This is a genomic window from Foetidibacter luteolus (assembly GCF_009650435.1).
GTDB classification, from domain to species: domain Bacteria; phylum Bacteroidota; class Bacteroidia; order Chitinophagales; family Chitinophagaceae; genus Foetidibacter; species Foetidibacter luteolus.
Genome location: NZ_VVIP01000016.1, coordinates 115,326 through 135,927, shown reverse-complemented (window position 1 = coordinate 135,927; position 20,602 = coordinate 115,326). Strand labels below are relative to the sequence as shown.

General features: G+C 45.1%; 12 protein-coding genes. 3 read left to right on the top strand and 9 right to left on the bottom strand.

The features are described from left to right. Nucleotides 1-50: 50 nt before the first annotated feature. A complete protein-coding gene (locus F0364_RS05190; protein WP_153796701.1) occupies nt 51-2,522 on the bottom strand; it encodes an ATP-dependent Clp protease ATP-binding subunit in 2,472 nt (823 codons plus the stop codon). Between the two features lie 807 nt (nt 2,523-3,329). Between F0364_RS05190 and F0364_RS05185 the strand changes: the two genes are divergently transcribed. The 3 genes from F0364_RS05185 (at nt 3,330) to F0364_RS05175 (ending at nt 7,025) form a co-directional block, all read left to right on the top strand. Then, complete coding sequence (locus F0364_RS05185) at nt 3,330-3,767, top strand: GPW/gp25 family protein (protein ID WP_207632524.1); 438 nt, start codon at nt 3,330-3,332, stop codon at nt 3,765-3,767. Between the two features lie 12 nt (nt 3,768-3,779). Next, nucleotides 3,780-5,642 (top strand): type VI secretion system baseplate subunit TssF, encoded by a 1,863-nt coding sequence (locus tag F0364_RS05180; RefSeq protein WP_153796699.1) that lies wholly within the window; start codon nt 3,780-3,782, stop codon nt 5,640-5,642. A 396-nt stretch (nt 5,643-6,038) separates the two neighbouring features. After that, nucleotides 6,039-7,025: a type VI secretion system baseplate subunit TssG gene (locus F0364_RS05175; protein ID WP_207632523.1), complete on the top strand. Its 987-nt coding sequence runs from the start codon at nt 6,039-6,041 to the stop codon at nt 7,023-7,025. Nucleotides 7,026-7,094: 69 nt separating this feature from the next. On the opposite strand, the gene F0364_RS05170 is transcribed toward F0364_RS05175, so the two are convergent. The 8 genes from F0364_RS05170 to F0364_RS05135 all read right to left on the bottom strand — a co-directional run bounded on the left by F0364_RS05170 (nt 7,095) and on the right by F0364_RS05135 (nt 20,544). Continuing rightward, complete coding sequence (locus F0364_RS05170; RefSeq protein WP_153796697.1) at nt 7,095-7,622, bottom strand: hypothetical protein; 528 nt, start codon at nt 7,620-7,622, stop codon at nt 7,095-7,097. Nucleotides 7,623-7,709: 87 nt separating this feature from the next. Further along, complete coding sequence (locus tag F0364_RS05165; protein ID WP_153796696.1) at nt 7,710-8,519, bottom strand: hypothetical protein; 810 nt, start codon at nt 8,517-8,519, stop codon at nt 7,710-7,712. 32 nt (nt 8,520-8,551) lie between these two features. Next, complete coding sequence (locus F0364_RS05160) at nt 8,552-12,949, bottom strand: DUF6531 domain-containing protein (RefSeq protein ID WP_153796695.1); 4,398 nt, start codon at nt 12,947-12,949, stop codon at nt 8,552-8,554. Between the two features lie 324 nt (nt 12,950-13,273). Beyond that, nucleotides 13,274-14,644 carry a hypothetical protein gene (locus tag F0364_RS05155; RefSeq protein ID WP_153796694.1) on the bottom strand — a complete coding sequence of 457 codons (1,371 nt, stop codon included), beginning with the start codon at nt 14,642-14,644 and terminating at the stop codon, nt 13,274-13,276. Between the two features lie 23 nt (nt 14,645-14,667). Next, nucleotides 14,668-16,506: a type VI secretion system Vgr family protein gene (locus F0364_RS05150; protein WP_153796693.1), complete on the bottom strand. Its 1,839-nt coding sequence runs from the start codon at nt 16,504-16,506 to the stop codon at nt 14,668-14,670. A 192-nt stretch (nt 16,507-16,698) separates the two neighbouring features. Next, on the bottom strand, nt 16,699-17,109 hold the full coding sequence (gene tssD / locus F0364_RS05145) for a type VI secretion system tube protein TssD (protein ID WP_153796692.1): 411 nt from the start codon (nt 17,107-17,109) through the stop codon (nt 16,699-16,701). 353 nt (nt 17,110-17,462) lie between these two features. Then, nucleotides 17,463-18,365, bottom strand: coding sequence for a sensor histidine kinase (locus tag F0364_RS05140; protein WP_153796691.1), 903 nt, complete (start codon nt 18,363-18,365; stop codon nt 17,463-17,465). 451 nt (nt 18,366-18,816) lie between these two features. Continuing rightward, nucleotides 18,817-20,544, bottom strand: coding sequence for a T9SS type A sorting domain-containing protein (locus tag F0364_RS05135; protein ID WP_153796690.1), 1,728 nt, complete (start codon nt 20,542-20,544; stop codon nt 18,817-18,819). Nucleotides 20,545-20,602: the final 58 nt, after the last annotated feature.

The window sequence follows — 20,602 nt, the reverse complement described above, 5'->3', positions numbered from 1 at the left end:
TAAGAACGGGCATTGATATTGCCCTGTTCTTTTTTTGGTTTTTAAAAGTGTTACTCAATATTCCACTCCAGTTCTTCGTTGGCAAGTCCTACCTTAATCACGTTTCCCTTGCGGGCATCGCCGGCAATAATATATTTTGATATAGGCCTTCTAAGCCTGTTTCTTATAACACCTGCTATCTGCCTTGCGCCGTATTTGGGCGTAAAACCGTTAAGCGCCAGGTTTTTCTTGGCTTCATCCGTAAGCGCAAGCCCAATGCCCTGCTTATCCAGCGCTTCCAGCAAACTCTTCATCTGTATTTCGAAAATGCGTACGATATTCTTCTCGCTGATGGGCGCAAAAGGCACTATTTCAGTAAGCCTCGCCAAAAATTCCGGCCTGAAATATTTGGTCATTATCTCCATCAGTTTGGAGGATGCCGGTATTTCTCCTTTGTCAAACTGCTCCGCTATCCACTCGCTGCCAATGTTGGAGGTGAAGATGATGAGGGCATTGGAAAAATCGCCTTCCTTACCCAGGCGGTCGTGCATGTGGCCTTCATCCAGTATTTGCAAAAAGGTGTCAAATACAGAAGGGTGCGCTTTTTCCACTTCGTCAAACAACAGGACGGAGTAGGGCTTTTGCCGTATTTTGTTTACCAGCATGCCGCCTTCTTCGTATCCCACATAACCGGGCGGGGCGCCATACAGCAATGCGGCTGAATGTTCTTCCTTAAACTCCGACATGTCAAAGCGTATCATCGCTTTTTCATCGTTGAACAAAAATTCGGCTATTGATTTTGCCAATTCTGTTTTACCCGTTCCTGTTGGCCCCAGGAAAAAGAATGAACCAATGGGCTGGCCCTTTTTGTTAAGACCGCTTCTTGATTCCAGTATTGATTCAGCGATAGTTCTTACTGCGTGGTCCTGCCCTACAACCCGCCTTTTCAGGTATTCATCCATGTTCAGCAGCCTTTCTTTTTCCTGTGCCTGTATTTTGCCCAACGGGATGCCTGTTTTATGAGAGACAACGGCGGCAATATCCTCCTTCGTCACATCCATTTTTTTATCATCGGCCAGGCGGTTTAAAGCCTCCAGGGTTCCGGACAGGAAATTGTCAAACTCCTGTGTTGTTTCAAACTTGTCTGTTTGCGCCGCATTTTCCAGTTTGCCCAGCAACACCGGGCTTATTTTGCTTTGCATCACACTGTTCAGCCATTTGTATTCGGTAAACAGTTCTGCATCCGTAATGTCATTACCCGTTTTAAGTTTTGCCAATTCCTCGCCAAACAAAGCGATATCGCCTTTATTGGTATCTACCATCATTTTTATAGCAGCCATCGTCCTGTCCAGCAGGTCTATCGCCGCATCCGGCAGGCGCCTGTCTTTCAGGTACCTTTTAGCCAGCCTTACACATTCCCTTACCGCGTCTTTCTCCAGTTTTAACTGGTGGTGTTCTTCAAACTTCGGGGCCAGCCTGCCCAGCATTTTCTCGGCTGTTTCTACAGGCGGCTCTGCTACGGCCAGCACTTCAAAGCGGCGGGTAAAAGCCTGGTCTGGTTCTATGAATTTCCTGTATTCATCATTGGTAGTTGCGCCAATTACAGTCAGCTCCCCACGTGCCAGTTCCGGCTTCAGCAGGTTGGCTGCCCCGCCGCCTATGCTGCCGCCCTTGTTATCCAGCAGTATATGTATCTCGTCAATGAATATGATGGCTTTGGGAAACTGCTTTACTTCCTTAATAATGTTCTTCAACCGGTCTTCAATTTCACCTTTGTAAGAAGCGCCGGCAATCAGGGCGCCCAGGTCAAGCTCAAATATCAGCGAGCCGGCAAGCTGCGTAGGCACTTTGTTATTTACAATATCTAAGGCGAAGCCATCTATCAGCGCTGTTTTACCCACACCGGCTTCACCGGTAATAATAACATTGGGCTTTGTTCTGCGGCAGAGTATTTCCATCATCATACGGGTTTCTTTATCCCTGCCTATGATGGGGTCTGTCTTACCTTCTTTGGCCAGTGCCGTACGCTCCACACAGTACTTGTACAACGCCCCGGCCGGCGCTGTTGCAGCCATGCCATTGGCAGATGGCGCCAGTGCCTGCTGTATGCCATCTTCCTTAAAATAAATTTCCAGTATCTCCTTCTCCTTTACGGGAAAGCTCTTTAACTGTTCGGGCTTAAATGCCACACCGGGTTTGGCAATAGCGGTAAGCACACAAATTGGCGATATCAAATCCAGCCCCAGCTTTATGCGTATGTTATCAGCTTCTTCAAATACTGCTTTTACCGCGTCATCGCCTTTTACATTGTCTTTTACCCGGGCCGTTTTAGGGTGTTCATCCATCCGCACTTCCGCCCATTCTGCCAGGTAACCGGGGTCTTTACCTATGGATTCAACAAAACCTTTAAGGCCTACATCTTTATGAAGCAATGCACGCAACAGGTGTGCAGGATAAAAAAATTCATTCTGGTATTCTTTGGCAAGCGACTGGGCGATTTCGACAGCAGCTTTCATAGATTCATTAAGGCCAAGTGTTGACATGCGTCATAAATTTGTACTTGTTAGCAAAGCTTCATTGGTAATATTTTATGTTAAGCTGACAGCAGTATTTTGCAGATTCAATGCCTTACAGAAAGCCGGGTTACCTAATATGCTGTCTCAGAATATCTTAAACTATTTGCGCTAAAAATTCCTGCAGAAATCAATCGGTTAGAAAAATATACAAAAAATATTAAAACCGCAATACTGCCTGATATTTTTATATGGATAGTTTATTACAACACAACAGGTTTTGAAATTTCTGGCTTTTGTACCTGCAAGCTAAATGCAACACAGCCCTGCACCAATGGTGTAAATCACGTTTTTGGCTGTGAATAATCACAAAAACGCATGTTAATCAACTTGATAACTTGCAGTTTTGTAAGAAGCGGGTTAAATTAGATGCAGGATGCGGGTGGCAGGTGACAGGATGCTGGTTGCTGGTTGCAGGTGGCAGGTTGCAGGTGGCTGGTGGCTGGTTGCTGGTAGCTAGTGGCCTCTTGAAATTCACCATTGACCATTCAACATTCACCCTTGTTGCAGCGTGTTACACTTTCGGGTGAGGGATTGAAGCGGATACCCCGGTGAAGGTATGGTGCGGATGGTCTGTGCCGGAGTATGAGCGGAAAGCCCGGCCCGAGGTACGAGGGACACCCCCAAACAAATGTTAGATGTTAGGTGTGGGATGTACGATGTGGGATGTACGATGTGGGATGTACGTGTGGGATGTACGATGTAAGTGTAAGATGGAGTGCCCCCACTCACCACTCACCATTCACCATTCACCATTCACGAATCCAAACAACAACCATGAGCGCTGTTTTTTACAAACTTCCCTTACAGTTAAAACAGGTTACAGAAGGTAACGAACTGCCGGTATGCAGCCTGGCCCAGTCTGTAACACAAAACCTGGAACTGCTGGTAACCACCAGGTTTGGCGAGCACCGCAGCAACCCGGCCTTTGGCTGCGAAATATGGGAACTTGATTTTGAGCTGATCAGCAGCATTAGCCTTTGGCAGGAAAAACTGCGGCTGTCGCTGCTTAAAACCATCGCGATGCATGAACCGCGGTTGCTTAACCCGGATATTAACCTTACCATAAAAGCGGTTGAAAAACTGAACTACTTTAACAACGTGCCCGAAATCAGAAAGCAGGTGGATATACTTGTAAGCGGCACATTGCATAAAACGGGTGAACAGTTTCACTTTCGCACCAACCTTTTTCTAAGCCCATTGTCTGTTGACTAAAAACAATCAAAGATGCTTCCTGAAATAAACAATTCTAAAGAGGTAATTAAAAACAGGATGCTGAAACATGCCCTTAACTTTTGGGGCATTAAAAATACGGATGACCTTGACCCCGCTGTAAAGCTGATGCTGGAGGCTTTGGCCAACGAATTGTATAACCTGGGCAACGATGTAAAAGACGCACAGGTAAGGATACTGGAAAAAGTTTCGGGCATGCTGGCGCCGGATTTTTTAACCACCGCCAGCCCGGCCCATGCCGTTATGTACGCCGCCCCTATTGAGCCCGTTGAGCAACTTACTACAACCAGTGCATTTGTTACGCAGCGCAAAATAGCATCCCGGCTGGATGAAGCGCCGGACACTGACATAGAATTATACTTTACTCCCACCGGCGCCATACAATTGTATGATGCGGAAATAACACATATTGCCACGGGCGGTAATTTGTACGGTTGCGACAAAGCTTTTAACAAACAACTGATTGCCAGGCCAAAAACAAAATTCACAGAACCCAATACCATTTGGCTGGGGCTAAAACTGAATGATAAAATTGAAGACCTGCAGGGGCTGTATTTTTATTTTGACTGGAAGAATACGGAACACCAACTGGCGCAGTGGCTATACCAGTTACTGCCCCTGGCGGCATGGCATTGCAACAACAGTGAAATTGTTGTGGCGCCGGGACTTACCTACAGCAACAGCAGCGCCGGCAACAACACTTACGGCGAGGTATTTCCCGAATACGACCTGCTATCACTAATAGAAAAAGACACAAAAAACTATTATGACAGCAGGTACATTTCGCTTAACGACAGCAGCCTGAAAAATCCGGCGGCTTTAAAACAGGTTTACCCTGCCGCGTTCCGCAATTATTTCGCAGATAATGAATTAGCCAAACTGAAAGACAACCTGCTGTGGCTGAAGATAGTTTTTCCGGCCTCTATGCAGCAGGAATACCTGGACGACCTGCATGTACATCTCAACGCTTTTCCGGTAATGAACCGCAGGCTGAATGATTTAAAATACCGGCTGAAAGGCGGCAGCCACATTATGCCGTTAAAAACAGAAGAGCATGAGCATTTTTTGTCTGTAAAATCCCTTACCGATGAAACCAATGAATATAAGGCTGTGCCTTACCGGGATAAGGAAGAGGAGAAGAGCGGGCATTACACTTTGCGCAATGGCGGTGTGGAACGCTTTGACAGCCGCAATGCCAAAGAAATGATAAGCTACCTGCTGGAGTTGCTGCGTAGCGAAAGTGCAGCCTTTTCGATGTACGGCTATGATTTTATAGCCACTACGCTAAAAGAGATGAACCAGAAGATAGCGCTGATGGAGCAAAAGACAAGGGGCAATGCAGCAGGCACGGAAGCGCCGCACTATATTATTGTAAAACCATTTGAAGGGCAGGACATGATGTATGCCGAATACTGGACCACCCTTGCCGAAGCCGCCAACAACCTGCGTGCAGGCCAAAAACTGCAGTTGGCCAAAGGGGTTAAAGTTAAAGCAGACAGCGTTACGCTGCTTACCACCACAACAGGTGGGCGTAACAGGTTGCGGCCGGAAGAAAGGCTTAACGCATTCCGCTACAGCATACTAACCCGCAACAGGATTGTAACCAAAGAAGACATACGCAGCTTTTGTTTTTATGAACTGGGCAACCGCATTAGCCAGGTAGATGTGGACAAAGGCATAGAAATGTCTCCCAAAGGCGGTGAAGCTTTCAGGCGGACGATTGATATACTGCTAACGGTTGCCGAAAACAGCAACACGGCACTTAAGGAGCAACAGTTGCTAAGCCAGCAGCTACTGACCAAACTGCAGCTACGCTCCGGCATAAGCAATTATTACCGGATTGTGTGGAAAGAGTAAAAACGGGTGGCAGGTAGCGAAGCGAATATCGAACAAGGAACAAGGAATGTTGAATGGCGAAGCGCAATGCAACCCATTCACCATTCATCACTCATTATTCACCATTATGGTACCGGCAGTAGTATTTCATGGGATCGTCTGTTGCGTCGCAATCCGTTCATCGTTCGGTTCAATGGGCGGCTTTTCAGACCCGGGTAGTTAATGGTGCGTGGAGACACGCACCACGGAAAATATCGAACAAGGAACAAGAAATGTTGAATAACGAAAGAAGGACTCACTTGCGATTCACGATTACTGACGTTTACTTGCGAAATTAATAACGAACAAGGAATACGGAATGTTGAATAGCGAAGCGTAATGCAACCCACTCACCATTCACCACTCACCACTCACCACATGAACAACGAAACCAACATCAAACAAAACACACCACAAAAGGAACGGCCAACACCACTGCCGTACTCCTTCCTGGGTGCTATTGACAATGATTTTCGTGCAGAAGTAACAGCGGCTGAACTGGTTGAAAATGGCACAGCTTCAGACAGGCTTCTGCTCCTGCTGCAGGGCGGCTTAAAAAGGTCCTTCAGCAGGGATGTAAACAGCATTGAAGAAGAAACAAGCGAATATGACCATCGTGACTATACCCTTATAAAAACACCGAAGGAAGGTCTTTATGATATGCTGCCACAGGGGCTGTTTCATAAACCCGGCATGCATAAGAAAGGGCAAACAGAAAAAGAGGTAATAAAAGCCATTAAACAGCGCCGCCAGGAAGAGCAGGATGCCCGGCTCTTCTTCCTGCCGTTTGAGGCTGGCATTAACCACCTGCGCATACTGCTGGCCTGGCATGAAAACAGGCTGGATAAGCGCTGGCACTACGACGACCTGCTGCAGGTATTTGAAGGCCACTGGCCCATCTTCCGCCACCTGGATGCCCGGCAGGCCAACCTGTTTCTTTACCTTATACCCATACTGCACGATGTGCGGGATAATTTTGAAGCCGCGGAAAATATACTCAACATGCTGCTGCAGTTACCCGTACACATAAACCTGCGCCGCCAACTGCCGCAACGGCCAGCCCATCCTTTCCGCTCTAAGATGGGGGAAGCACAACTGGGCATCAACCTTACCACAGGCAACGAAATACATGATGAAGGTGTTGATGAAATACTGGTGCATATAGGCCCGGTGAGCAGGCCGCAGTTCCGGGATTTTATGCCGGGCGGCAACAACCATACAATTTTACAAATGATGTGCGGCTACCTGCTACCCGTTCACCTGGACCAGGTAACGGAAATAGAGCTGGATGCCGCTGATAAATTTATGCAGTTGGCCGGCGGAGAAGTGGAAGGCAGCGTGATTGGGGAGGATTGCTGGTTGTGAATTGTTGTTTGATTGTTCAGGGTTTAAGGTTCCATGTTGGTTGTGGCTGAGGGTGAAATTCACACATAGCTACAAATCTTTCACAACTACTGTTCCCATGTTCTGTTTAAATGAATACTTGCTATTTTCCCGATGGGGATTTACATCAAGCTTTATGTGCTCGCTGGTATTTCTTGTCCGCCCAAAATTGTAAGTTTCCTGGTATTCAGCACTTACAAGGGCATCTATCCTTTTACCATCATTTCTTATAATCATCTCAAATTCTCCATGCAGGCCTGTGACGGCATCATCCAGCAAAAACTTCCTGCAATACGGCTTGCCAAACATGCCGCCAAGCCAGTCAAGTGATGACATGTGGTAATAATTCTTAAGATTGGATTGTACTTCCCAGGTTCTGCCAAAATTATCAATGTATTTCTTTCCGTCTTGCTGAGTTAAAGAACGTACTTCCGACTTTACATTAAAATAATTTCGGTTAAGGTGGTAATACATAAACTGCGATTTATCGTAAGGTTTACTATTAAGAACTGCATCAAGCACTTTTTTTACTTCTTTTGGTTCCAGGGAATAAATCATGGCAGAACTTTTAAATAGCATTCATGCAATTTGTGGCAATCTCTAGTCGCACAATTACAAATGTTATTTTTTTCAACAATCAACGTTAAAGCTCATTCATCTCAATAATTACTTAAATAACTGATATTTTCTAAACCAATAATCAATTGCATCCATATTAATGCCATCTTTTCCCATCCACCAGTCAACAGGAAAACTCCAGTCTGAACTTCTACTTTTTCTTGGAGCGAATCCTAAACAGGTATATTTTTTTAAAAATCCTTTTTTGTCATCGTTCTCCAAAATGCTACAAAACCCTAATCCATCAATAAAAACCTTTCTTTCTTCTTCAGTGGATTTAAATCCTGAAATGGATTTTATTTTTTTTTGAATATCAGATGGTGTTTCGTCAGATGCTGCATCAGCAAAACATTTGAGGATCAATTTAAAAATTTCCAAATCTTTTTCAAATGGTTTTTTTGCGACCATTAAATTATACTGCTGAAGATAGAATGCATACGCATACACATCATGAGTAACAATACCACCTAACTTGTACCTCACCATATTTAAAAAAGAAAAATCGACTTTTTTCCTATTACTACTAGCACAAATCTTACATACTTTCGGATTTTCCGGACTGTACGGTACAAATCCATGAATAGGGAAAGAGTGAAGAATAGCAACCACTGGAAGTGTTGACCTGTATTCTTTTCCTACGGAATAAAAACTTGCTAAATAGGAATCAGCTACCTCTTTCTTTTCAATTTTTTTTATTTCTCTTTGAATTATTGCGATAGCCTCATCATGTTCCTGATATTGCAAATCAAACATCAAGCCCTCCTTTTTTGCAAACTCAAAGTCTTCTTTTGAAGTGGCCTGTGGCTTTAGTACATTGTAAGAAAGTAAAACACTCAATGCATCATTATTGACAGTCATAACTATAAGGCTTTCATTTAAATATCATTGAATTACCCTTTTAACGTTTTCAAGGCAGGCATGTCACTTACCTTGCCTCCGTCTGTCATGGCATCAGCTTCAGAAAGCCTTCCTTGACCAGTTGGAGTTTGCTGCTTTGCTTCCGATATCCCGTTTATTTTATTACCTCTGACATTTTTGCTCCCCCGCCCCAACAAGGGTTTTTCTTCAATCCCTCTTTGTTCAATACCACGAGCATTATCGTAAGGTGTCCCATCGGGAGTAACCTTAACCATCACATCCCCTTTTCCAAATCTTTTACCGTCTTTTCCTTTTGTTTTCGAATGACGCCTTGCCACATCCTTCATTGTTTCTTTGTCAGAAGCTCGTCCGTGATAATAAACTTCCCCTTTTTTATTTTTCAAATAATAATTCCAGTCTAAACCAAAAACATCTATTATAAGATTTACATCAGATACATAAGTGTAAAGATTATATACAGCGCTATGCAAGCCAAGACTATCTTTAGAGATATACATCCCCTCTTCCACACTATAATACCTAAACCTATTGTAATACAATCCCGTCTCTACATCCTCATACTGTCCCTGGTACCTGAACGGGCAACTGCCCAGTTCTCCCCTTTCCATCCGCACTTTGCCATAGCTGTCCAACTCTGCTTCCCAAAATAAGGCGCCGTCATCCTTGTACATTTGGCTGGGCGTACCAAGATGGTCTGTAACAATGCTATACTGTTTGCCTGATTTTATCTTGCCCGCAGGGGCAAAACTGTCCGTATCAAAGAGCCAGGTGGTTACGCCTGCCCGGCCATCCTCTCCAGTGGAGGAGAAAGAACCGTCCCCATTTACATGCAGGTCGCCAAGAATTTCGCCGGTCAGGGCATGTTCTTTCCACTCATGCAGCGGCACATTGCCATCCCAAACAAATTTAGTGATTGTGTTCTTATATCGCTTGCTTAACCTTCTGCCCAAAGCGTCATACGTAAAGGTCACTTCGGCTTTATCAGGGCGTACCACTTTGGTCAGCATGCCGGCATCATTCCACTCATATTTCCAGGTATCGCCACTTACATGCTTTTTTTCTGCCAGGTTACCTTCCGCGTCATAACTGTATTCCCAGCCATTGGCTTTTTTTAGCTGGCCGCCTTTGGCATACACCCGGTCTTTACGTTCTTCTGTTTTAAACAGGTTGCCTACCGCATCCGGGTTTCTCAACTGCTCTTCGCCACTGGGGAAGATGGTTTTGGCCAGGTTGCTCCACTTGTCGTGCTCAAAACGGGTAATGCCTTTTTCATCTTTTACCTGTTTCAGGCGGTCATTCACATCCCACTGGTATTGTTTGCGTTTGCGTGTGTTAAAGCTGTTGCCAGCGGTATGGCCAACTGTTTGTATTACCGGCCTGCCAATGCCATCCCGCTGCCATTCGTTGGTAATACCACCCGGTAGCAGCCGCTGTGTTTCCAAACCCAGCTTGTCATGCGTAAACCTGGCAAACCAGGCACCGGTCTCCATCTTTAGCACATCGCCCATTTTGTTGTAGTGCTGCTCAATATCCGCCCCCAGGCTGCTGGTTATTTTTGTGCGGTTGCTGAATACATCATACGTGGACTGTACCCACTGCCCGTTCACAGTTTCTTTCAGTATGTCCCCCATTACATTGCGCTCAAACTGTACCGCTGCCGATTCATTGGCCGCCATCATCAATTCTCCATCCGGCCTGTAAGCATAGTTTTCTTCCTTGATATCGCTGTACTGCACTTTTGTTACTCGGCCGCAGTTATCATAGCCATAACTGGTAAAGCTGCCTGCGGGACGTACTACTTTCGTAACCCAGCCTGCCGCATTGCGTTCGTACCGGCGGGTAATTTCATCAAAGCCAATTTCTTCAACCACATTACCAGCCGCATCCAGTTGAAACCGGTAAGGCAGGTTATGCTCATTGATGATTTTTACCAATTGCTCTTCCGTATCGTATTTAAAAATAATGGTAGCCCCAGCTTCCGTGCGGCTGGTTAGTTTCCACAAACCGCGGTAAGTATATTCAACTTCCTTTTGCTTGTCCCGGTAATGTATCACATTATCAATGCCGTCATACTCCAGGTTAATTACGTTTCCGTCAAAATCATTTACCCTTTCAATACGTCCTTTCAAATCAAAAAAGCGGCGTTGCTTTACATTGTTGGGGTTAGTTATAGTGCTGCAGTTACCCAGCACATCATAGTCATAACTTGTTACAGCATTATCATCCGTTTTAATTGATACCAGGTTCTGGTCTTTGTCGTAAGCCAGCCTGGTAACAGCGCCAGCCGCGTTGGTTATTTTGTGCAGCAAACCATCATCATAAGTATAATGGGTTTTCGCATTTAAAGGGTTTACGCTTACAACAAGGTTACCCTGCGCATCATATTCCCATTTCCATTTACCGCCTGCCGCGTCCATGGCTTCTGTGGGCAGCAACGGAAATTTGGGATGAAAAAATTCCGTTGCTGTAAAACCGCCGGCGGGGTCTGTACTGGTAATAACATTACCCCATTCATCATGGGAATAATTTTGCTGGTTACCCAGCGGGTCTGTTTCCCATTCCAATTCACTAAAGCGATTGTACCTATATTGCCATTCACCGCCGTTACCATCTATTTTTAAATAGGGTAAGCCGTTCCTGTGATAATATGTAGTTACAAAACCAAGACTGTTTTCTACAAGCGTCATTCCCTCGTTGTACGTAAGTTTATGGTTATAAATATTGCCATCACCCCAGGTATGTATGCACCTGGCGCCGGTAGTTTTTCCATCATATCTAAAGTACCAGTCGTGCCCGTTACGCCAGGTTTCCTTCACCAGCAAATGGTTCTCGTATTCAAACTTCATCTGCTGGCCCAGTGCATCGGTATGGCATACCATGTCACCTGCTTCATTATAATCGTAATGCGCAATTACAAATGTTTTGCCCGGCTCATCGGGGTGCGGCGCAATAATGTTAATAATCCGTCCTTCTTCATCATTTTCCACAACAAGGTTTCTACCGGCGCTGTCAATAATTTTTACGAGATTACCTTCCTGGCCGTATTCAAAACGCATGGCATAGCCATTCCTGTCAGATATGCTTTTCAATAAACGGCTGCCGGCTTTTATAAATGGATCTGCGTACAACCTGTCCGTAAACCGGTACATCAGTCCATCACTATCTTCAATGTAATATTGCCCCTCGGCCCGGCAGTGCAGGAATAATTTCTCTTTTCGGTCAAACGTAAACTTTCCCGGCTGCGGCAATTCAAATATTACACCACGCCCGTCATTCATCCTGTATATGGCCTGGTTATTTTGCTGGTCAACCGTAAAGGCCATATCATAATTGTGGTACCAGCCATGGCCCAGCGGGCCTTTGTAACTGCTATCGCTATACCATGTACGCTCCCATGATAAAGGGATTACTCCCGGCAGAGAAAAATCTTCTTCGTCTGTAAACAGCATACCGCTTACTACATCTACCGGGTGGCCGGTTACATGGCATATTGCTTTGTGCAAACCTGCACGCATGCCTTTAGGAAACTTGTTGGCAATCTTGTGGAGTATCTTGGCAAAGCCGGCGTTCAAAATTTTGGTAAGCGCGGCAATCGGGTTAATGGGCGTAGGTATGGGGTTTACAATTACGTTATGCGATGGTATGGCCATTATAAAACCGGTCGGCATAAACAACTGCATAGGCGCCGGCTTGTATTGCTTACGCATCAGTTGCATAATGCCTATATCCCAGCAATCGTTGTTCAAATGCATGCCGCCCGTAAAAGGGTTGCCATCCGCCAATAAAAAAAGGCTGCCAAACTGGGCATGCCCTGTATTCTTTTTTACGGGCACAGGCGCAAAGCTTGAGCCCATCGGAAAATGCGGTATTACTTTATTGGTTACGCCGGTTGTTGTGCGTGGCGTAAAGCCTCCCAGTTTTACGGTAGCGCTCATACCGGCCATACCTAATGCCATGGTGCCAACGCTAAATGCAAGATTTGCAGCCGCATCAGCATCTGCATTTCCGGTTGGCGTTGGCGCGGCCATAGCGGCGGCTGTCATTACCGCGCAGCTCAGGTAATCTTTGGGATCAAAAACCGTGGCTATGTATGGATGCGGCATGGGTATGGGCGATGGCGACGGCGGTATCATTACCAGGTGCACATCAATGCCCATCACAGGGTCAAGCTGAGACGATGCGGGAAGGCAGGCAAGCCCCTGTAGAAAACTGAGCGCTTTATAAACAGGCATTAATGCAGCTTCCGCTTTAGAACCCACAAAACCCATTACCTGCCCATACACGCCCATAGCCGTGCTGGCAGCGCCAACGGCTTTGCCCACCGTGCTTTGCGATGCCTGCTGCCCGGCCTGTTCAGCCTGTTTTGCTGCCCGCTCTATGCGCCTGTTACGGTTTGTTACATCTGCCATGTACGGCTATGGTTTAATGAGTTTAAATTGCCTTTGGCAATTTTTATTTATGGGGACAAACTACATTACTGCTATGAGGCCCCGGTTGTGTCACTCACTTGTACGTTCTGTAATTCTTTTCAGCAAGCCGCACAAATACCTGGCTATCCATATACACGCTGTTTCACAATGTTGAGTGGCGAACAAAGCGTATAAGTGAGTGACACAACGATGTTTAATAGTAGCAATTAAGCTAAGTACATAATGTCTTTTCTTTTGTTCCTCAGTTATGCCGTTGCTTAAAGTTTCTTGCGCCACAGGCGGCAGAAACATGGCAGCCCTTCTTTATGCTGCAACCACTTTAGATGGGTCTGTCACTTGTTCGTAATGAGGGTTTTTCCAATTCATGATTTCCTTCAGCCAATCTTTACCATATACATCTTCAGCGGTTTCTTCAACTTCCTGTTGGCTGATGTATTTAAGGTTATTAATCTTAAGCAGCAGCTCAACAACCCCGGCAAACGTGGTAAACTTTACTATGTGAACGGGCAACTGCAGAGACAGTTGTATAGCTGTTTCCAACGCCTTGCAGGCTGCATCGTTATTACCTGCTTTATCGTAAGAATATCCCAGCATGCGGTATGCCTCCATGGCGAGTATCACATCGTTGGTGGCAATGTAGTGGCCTGCCGCAACAGCAAAATCTTCGGCAGCCTTCAGCCAATTTTTGTCGGCGGCATACAATGCAGCCCGCATCATAACGGCCTGCCCCCTGAATTTGCGGTGCACAAATTCGTCGGGTATTAACTGCTGAGACTGTTCTGCGGCGTCTACTCCCTTTGTTGCATACGAAATAGCCTTTTTAAAATTTCTGTAACCGACCTGGTCGTTGGCAAGAGCACCATACACAGCTATCACCTGCCCTATCCAATAACTGTTCTTAGCAAGATTTTTCTGTGCTACTTCAAGGCATGCGTTTCCATTGGCAACAGCCTCGCTTTCTTTTCTTTGTTCAATGGCCTGCATCATTTTCATAAATGCCTGCCGGTATTGTACCGCAGGATCATTCGGGTTGCCCATAGCGGCTACCTGTTGCATGGCATTATCCATATCCAGTTTTGGCCTTAACGTAGCAATGTCAGCAGGGTACTTTGCCGCAAGCTTTTCGTAAAACGGGTGGTTGGCAGAATCATCCACCAGTATTTTAAACTTATCATTCATGCCGGCTTTCAAAGCTTCTTCCAGCCAGCGGCAAAATTGAGCAGGCTGCACAAAAGAAACTTTGAGAATGGCTACCAGAAAAGTATTATCAGCCATGTTAAGATAACCGGCAAGGCTGTTCATGTTTTCAACAAACAAAGCAGCCGGGTGAACGGCCGTTTTGATTTTATAGTTTACATTCCAGTTGAGGGGTTCTGTTTTAATATTCAACGCATCTTTGTTGGAAGTATTCCAGAGATGGATCAGTTCCTTCAATTCATCCAATACAGCTTTTGTATATTGTTCATCACCATGATAAATGCTTTCGAAAATTACAGGTACATCATGATTATCCGTATCAACGCCCAGCAGGTAAGTGTAAAAGGCATCCACCATGTCTTTTTCATTTTCCTGCGCATGGATGCGGATAATATTAACGCCTGGCTGCGAAGCTGTTGCTTCCCACTTTTCAACCAGCATATCCATCCGCTGCTGTATAGGATTACTTTGTTTCAAATGAAATAATTGGAAAAGTTTGATTAGTTCAATGCTACAATAGCGCCCTGCACGGCCACTTTGCCACCGGCACTTACCGTAGTTTTGCCACCGCCATTTACCGTGGCTTCGGCATCGCCATTCAACGTTGCTTTAGCGCCGGTAGCGGTTACTTCGGCAGAACCGCTTACCGTGGTTTTGGTTCCATTCGCAGATACATCGCCGCCGGAATTAGAGGAAAAGCCATGATCACCGCTATGCATAGTTGCATCAGCGGTTCCTTCGATATTTACGTGTGCGGCCGTAATGGTAACGGTATCTCCATCCATTGTAATTGTTGACTTGCCGTTGGTTAACTCTATTTTTTGCGAAGCGGTTATTGTGATGGTATTGGTGCCATCAATCTCAATTTTGTTACCGGTTGATTTATCTACAATGGTGATACCCTTACCATCATCCAATGACAATGTATGCCCGCTTTTACTGTTGAGGCTTTTGGTATTATTGCCCTGCCCGCCCCCGCCGCCTGTTTTGCCATGGAACATACTCCCCATAACAAAGGGCCTGTCGGGATCGTTGTAACGAAAACAAACCAGCACCTGGTCGCCGGCTTCAGGCACTACAACCAACCCACGATTTTTGGCGCCATCTTTTCCACCGCCGGCATCGGGTGTCATTACCCTAAGCCAGTCGGTCATTTCGCCGCTTTGTTGTTGCCAGAGCATTTGCACACGCACACGGCCCATATTGTCCGGGTCTTTATTATCTGTTACAGTGGCAATTTGTGGTTCGGCAACAGGCGTTGATGCATTTTTAACAGGTACAACCGCCAGTCCAGCCGGTATGGCTTCAAAACTGTTGTAGTATCGGCCATTATCGCCAAGATGGTGTTCAATTGCTGTAATAAGAAATTTACCTGCATCTTCTTTGCTAAGCACATTGTTATCCAGTACACCTATTTTTACATTGGCAATTGCGCCAATGCATACCGCAGGGTTGTCGCTGCTGCCTGTCAGCACTTCCAGCCCGGCTGCCATGGCAGCCTTTTGTTTTTTTACAAAACCCTCCAGATCGCTTTTACTTTCTATCCGCTGTTTAACCGGTGTTATTACAGGCTCTGAAAATATTTTGCCGGATTCCTGCAGGGCAAAGCTGGCATAACTGTCAAGGCCATCCACTTTATCCGGCGCATCGTAAGTAACAAACTTATCATCTTTGGATATGTAGGAGTAACCGGTAAAAGCAAGCGGCAGAATGCGCAGCATAAATTCAATGTTCTGCACATCTTCTCCATAGGTAATCTCTATCTCCGGGGAGGATGAGGGCTTGCCGAAAAACAGGTCTTTTCCGCTGTAATAAAACCATTCGCCATAGTCTGCGGAAAGACGGTTTAAAAAACTAAAAGCACTCTCCCTGTATTGGCACACATAAGTAAGTGCGGCAGTATGTACAGGCGCCAGTTTTACCTGGCAATTGGCCTGGGCAACAGGCTGCGTTACCTGCTGTACCACCTGCTTCAATGTTTTTTTGTAAAAAGAAGAAAGATGAGAACCATTTTCCAGCAATATGGTGGGGCTGTAACCCCGCAATACAAAATCGCTGATAAAATTGTCTGCCTGTTCCATCTTTACTTCGCAGATAATACCCCTGAATTCGTAAGCATCATCCAGACTATCCGCTTCCTTCAGCTTTATGGCAACTGATTTACCAATGAGCTTTTTGGCATTATTCAACCCGAACGTACCCAGCTTTTCCAGCACGTCATACTTTATGCGTATAGCGAATTCATGATGCGCATTAAACTGTTGCCGTATTACCACCGAACTGTAGTACGCTATTTTCCGGTCTTCGATTTCTATATCGGCAATAACCTGGTTTTGCATATCATGTATTTATAAAACGATTTGCATTAAGCTGAAAGGCCACGTATAACAATGCTGCCGGGATACATACGTAAACTGGCATGCTTGCTTTTAAGGCAACCGGATTAACAAGGGCCAAAGGAGAGAGTTATCTGGCAGACAGTACCGGCAAACAATTAAGATAATAACGTTACGAATTAATAACCATTGCCCTTATGCAGGCCATTCGTTCTTATGCTCGGCGTTGCCAATGGAAATTTTCTGTGCGGAAATAACAAAATCAATCTGCATTGGCTTGGCGGCTTTTTCTTTGTCCTGCGCTTTGTCAACAAAGGCTTCATGAAACTCAATAACGTACCCTTTTTCCCATTTAACTTCCTTCATTTTGGCATCTTCGTCGCTCTTTTTAAAAACGATAGCGCCATCTATCGGCTTGTACTGGTTAACCATAGATTCAACAATGGTAGTGTCTTCCGTAGACTCGATGGAAAGCTTGATAGTGCCGCCATATACACCTGAAGAAGGACGGCCTTTGGCATCCACATCCCTGCGGAGTACATAATCACAGGCAAGCACGTCTATACCATCTTTGCCGCCGAATTTTAGTTTTGCATTAAAAGACATAATTGTAATTTTTAAAAGTGAATAAAAGCAGTAAAAAACATATAGGTGTTAAACAAAATAGTAATGATTTTTTTCTTTTCATAATTTTCAGGCTACTTCTTTTAGGGGTATGCCAGGCCTTTAATACGGCCTGCCACAAATGTTTTCCCCTAATGTTTACCGGCCTTCCAAAGAAATACCCTGGTTACCGGCAATTGCCTGGCGCGGCTAAAAGATGCAGCTAAATTATTTTCACCCAACCGTTTATACAACGTGAAATAACCCTGTTGATAAGTTATTTATCACATTGCTTTTACTGGTAAAAAACAATACATTACCCGGTAAATCAATGGTGCAGTACCAATACCGGCGGCTTAACTGGCTAACACAGCGGGGCGCTGTACAGGGGGCAAAGCAGATTTTTCAACTACTTCAATAAGTGGGATGGTTACTTCAAAAAAATGTTCAGTATGCTGTACGGTTATCCCGGCCCGACCAAGCATTTTGTAACGGGCATTAATGGTTTGCAACCCGATGCCTGTAGATTCTACCCTTCCTTCCTTTTTAGAAACATTGTTGCGCACCACAAGGGTTTGCCCGCCAGCATCGGATAGTTCTATCATCAACGGATTGTCTTTGTGAACACGGTTGTGCTTAACAGCATTTTCAACCAGCAACTGCAATGTCAGCGGCGGCAACATTAATTGCCTGCATTGTTCACTAACCTGGAAATTAATATTGATCCCCATGCCATAACGTATGCGCAGCATGTGATAATAGGACTGTATAAAGTCAAGCTCCTGCGCCAGGCTGGCAAGTTCTGTTTGATTATTGCGCAACAGGTAGCGAAACACTTTGGTAAGCTCGTCAAGAAAAAGCTCTGCCTGTGGTGGGCTTTCCGCTATTAACGATGAAAGCGAATTAAGGTTGTTGAATAAAAAATGTGGGTTAACAACGCCTTTTAACTGGTTAAGCTCCGCCCGGAGCTTTTCTTTTTCCAGTAACTCATTTTCTTTTTCCGCATGGCGCAGCCGGGCATAGTGGTAAAAAATATCGTACACAACAAGAAAAAAGAAAAAGATAAATACGGATATAAAAAAGGCATATCCCCACAACCCAAGGGATATAGCATTGTTGTTTACCTTAAGCCCGGTATCTACATGAAGGGTAAGGTACAAGCTGTCGCTAAGGAGCAAAGTTCTTATGGCTGTACCTGCCGCTATAACAATGGTTGTATATAACAGGCCAACCGGTATAAGCACAAGCAGCCTGTGCATTTTTCTGGAACGTATTATTGGCCAATCGCGGCTTTTGTAAATAAGCCACCGGCAACCTTCGCATACAAGTATAATAGTACACACTGATACCAGCGTGCGGCCTGCAATTTTTAAAGATGGTTTTTCCAAAAAACCATAACTACCTATAATCAACACTGAACAAAGGAGCGGTATAGCAATCCTGAACCATGTATCGCGTACGCGTATCAAAGCGGAGATGTTTTAATAAATATACGCAGTGCAATGCAAGAATGAAAATGCAGGGCAGAAAGATTATTGCCGTTACGTCATTAATACCCGCTTATATGATGCCCAATGATGGGGACGTACAAGAGTGCGACGCAAGGGACGCCTGATATTTGTTCCTGCTGCCGGGCTCATAAATCCACAAAAAAGCCGCAGGCTTTTAAGCATATCGCTTTGGCCTGCGGCTGAATAATTTACTGCAATTTTAGTTGCCTGTTTTTACAAATTTACCGGTGTAGCGCACACCATCGCCGGCGATATCGTAAAAGTAAATACCGGGCGATAAAGCGGAGATATTTACATTGCCCTGGTAATTAAAAGTATTTTTTAACTGGCTGCTTACAAGTGCTGTTCTGCCTGCGGCGTCCATAATTTTAATGTACAGTTTTCCTGTTGCCATATCATTAAGGTAAATGTTTAAAAAATCCCTTGCAGGCACCGGTGTTATGGTTAACCCTGGTTTGCCGGCAACAATTTTATCGGCAACCATGTTTGCCTCAATGGCTTCAATGGTTTCCTCTGCGGTATTAACCCTTGCTGATGAGGTTTGGTACTCATAAGCGCCAATATCGTAAGCGCCGTTTTGAGGGCGGGCTACAGCAACGCGGTCTGTTTTGATGTTGTATGCCGATACATCCCTTCCTGCATTTACCATGGGCGAGGCGGCTGTTAGTTTATAGTTGGCCGCGGCCGCATCAACAAATTTTGCGGCAGAAGTACCGATATAAGTTTGATTATTGGTAGCGCTGGCTGTTACACTGCTGCTAAACAGTTTGTAGGTGCTGCTTTGCAGTATGGTAAGGTTATTATATACCTGGTTATCGGTACCAACAGTGCGGTTGGAGTTAAGCATGTAGATACCATTCTTTGATGGGTTTACTATGGTGTTATTGGCTATGCAAACTGTAAGCGGCGTGCTGCCTTTGGGGCCTGTATCAGGCCTGTCATCCACAAAAATGGCGTTTTGCTGTGCAATGTTGTTTCCGGCATTTCTAAGTACGTTGTTGTATATGTAAATCTTGCCGTCGCCCATTACCTGTATGTTAGGGCCGGGGCCGTTTTCAACAGTGTTATTGTAGATTTTTCCTGTAGCGCCCATGTTTAAAATAATGCCCATGTTCTGGCCCGCAGCATTAGATACGCCGTAGCGTTTAACCGTGTTACTGTACACCAGCATATTTTCTGTGTGGCCTACCTGTATCCCATCCCAGCCGGTGCTGTCTATAATATTGTTGGATATTTTCAGGTTCTCCAGGTATTGCGGATAAACCACCTTATTTACGCCACTGCAGTTAACCGTTGCGGATGTCATGCTGTAGCCACAATAAAACGCTTCCAGCTTAATGTTGCGCACATACAAATGGTGCAGCCACACGTTGCGCATTTTATAGCTGCTGCCGTATTGCGTGGCCGCGTCGCAGGATGGGTCTGTCTTAATCATCAGGCCAATGGCAAAGCGGTTAATTTCTACTTTCTCCACTTCAAAATCAGTGGTCTTGTAATAAGCTTTAAACCCAAAGTTTTCTGAGCGGCCGCTGGCAGGCATTACTAAAAAACCATAAGTATGGGCTGTACTGCCTGTGCCCGTAAATTTAAAATAGCTGCTGGTAGTAAAAGATATACCACCGTGCGATCTTACCTGTCCGCCGCAATTAACAAACTTAATGGGGGCCGCTGCTGTACCATTAAAGTTTTGGAAGAAAAGTTTATCATAAGTTCCTGCCTTTATACAAACCGTAGCACCGGGTTTTACACCCAGCGATGTGCCGTTGGCATATAAAGATGCACCACTGGCAGCGCTAAGCGTAACCGTGCAACCGCAATCGGTTTGTGCATTTACGAGATAATGAAGGGATAGAAAACTGATACAACAAAGCAAACGTTTGGCATAGGGCAATAACTTGCCCTTGGGGGTGTAAAATTGGTCTTTCATTAGAGGATGTTTAGCTGAATAATCAAATTACATTGGGTGTAATTACTGTGTAGAATGT

Excerpts from the sequence above, each read along its gene's own strand:
- F0364_RS05190 (WP_153796701.1), bottom strand. The coding sequence starts at position 2,522 with ATGTCAACACTTGGCCTTAATGAATCTATGAAAGCTGCTGTCGAAATC.
- F0364_RS05185 (WP_207632524.1), top strand. The coding sequence starts at position 3,330 with ATGAGCGCTGTTTTTTACAAACTTCCCTTACAGTTAAAACAGGTTACA.
- F0364_RS05180 (WP_153796699.1), top strand. The coding sequence starts at position 3,780 with ATGCTTCCTGAAATAAACAATTCTAAAGAGGTAATTAAAAACAGGATG.
- F0364_RS05175 (WP_207632523.1), top strand. The coding sequence starts at position 6,039 with ATGAACAACGAAACCAACATCAAACAAAACACACCACAAAAGGAACGG.
- F0364_RS05170 (WP_153796697.1), bottom strand. The coding sequence starts at position 7,622 with ATGCTATTTAAAAGTTCTGCCATGATTTATTCCCTGGAACCAAAAGAA.
- F0364_RS05165 (WP_153796696.1), bottom strand. The coding sequence starts at position 8,519 with ATGACTGTCAATAATGATGCATTGAGTGTTTTACTTTCTTACAATGTA.
- F0364_RS05160 (WP_153796695.1), bottom strand. The coding sequence starts at position 12,949 with ATGGCAGATGTAACAAACCGTAACAGGCGCATAGAGCGGGCAGCAAAA.
- F0364_RS05150 (WP_153796693.1), bottom strand. The coding sequence starts at position 16,506 with ATGCAAAACCAGGTTATTGCCGATATAGAAATCGAAGACCGGAAAATA.
- tssD (WP_153796692.1), bottom strand. The coding sequence starts at position 17,109 with ATGTCTTTTAATGCAAAACTAAAATTCGGCGGCAAAGATGGTATAGAC.
- F0364_RS05140 (WP_153796691.1), bottom strand. The coding sequence starts at position 18,365 with ATGCACAGGCTGCTTGTGCTTATACCGGTTGGCCTGTTATATACAACC.
- F0364_RS05135 (WP_153796690.1), bottom strand. The coding sequence starts at position 20,544 with ATGAAAGACCAATTTTACACCCCCAAGGGCAAGTTATTGCCCTATGCC.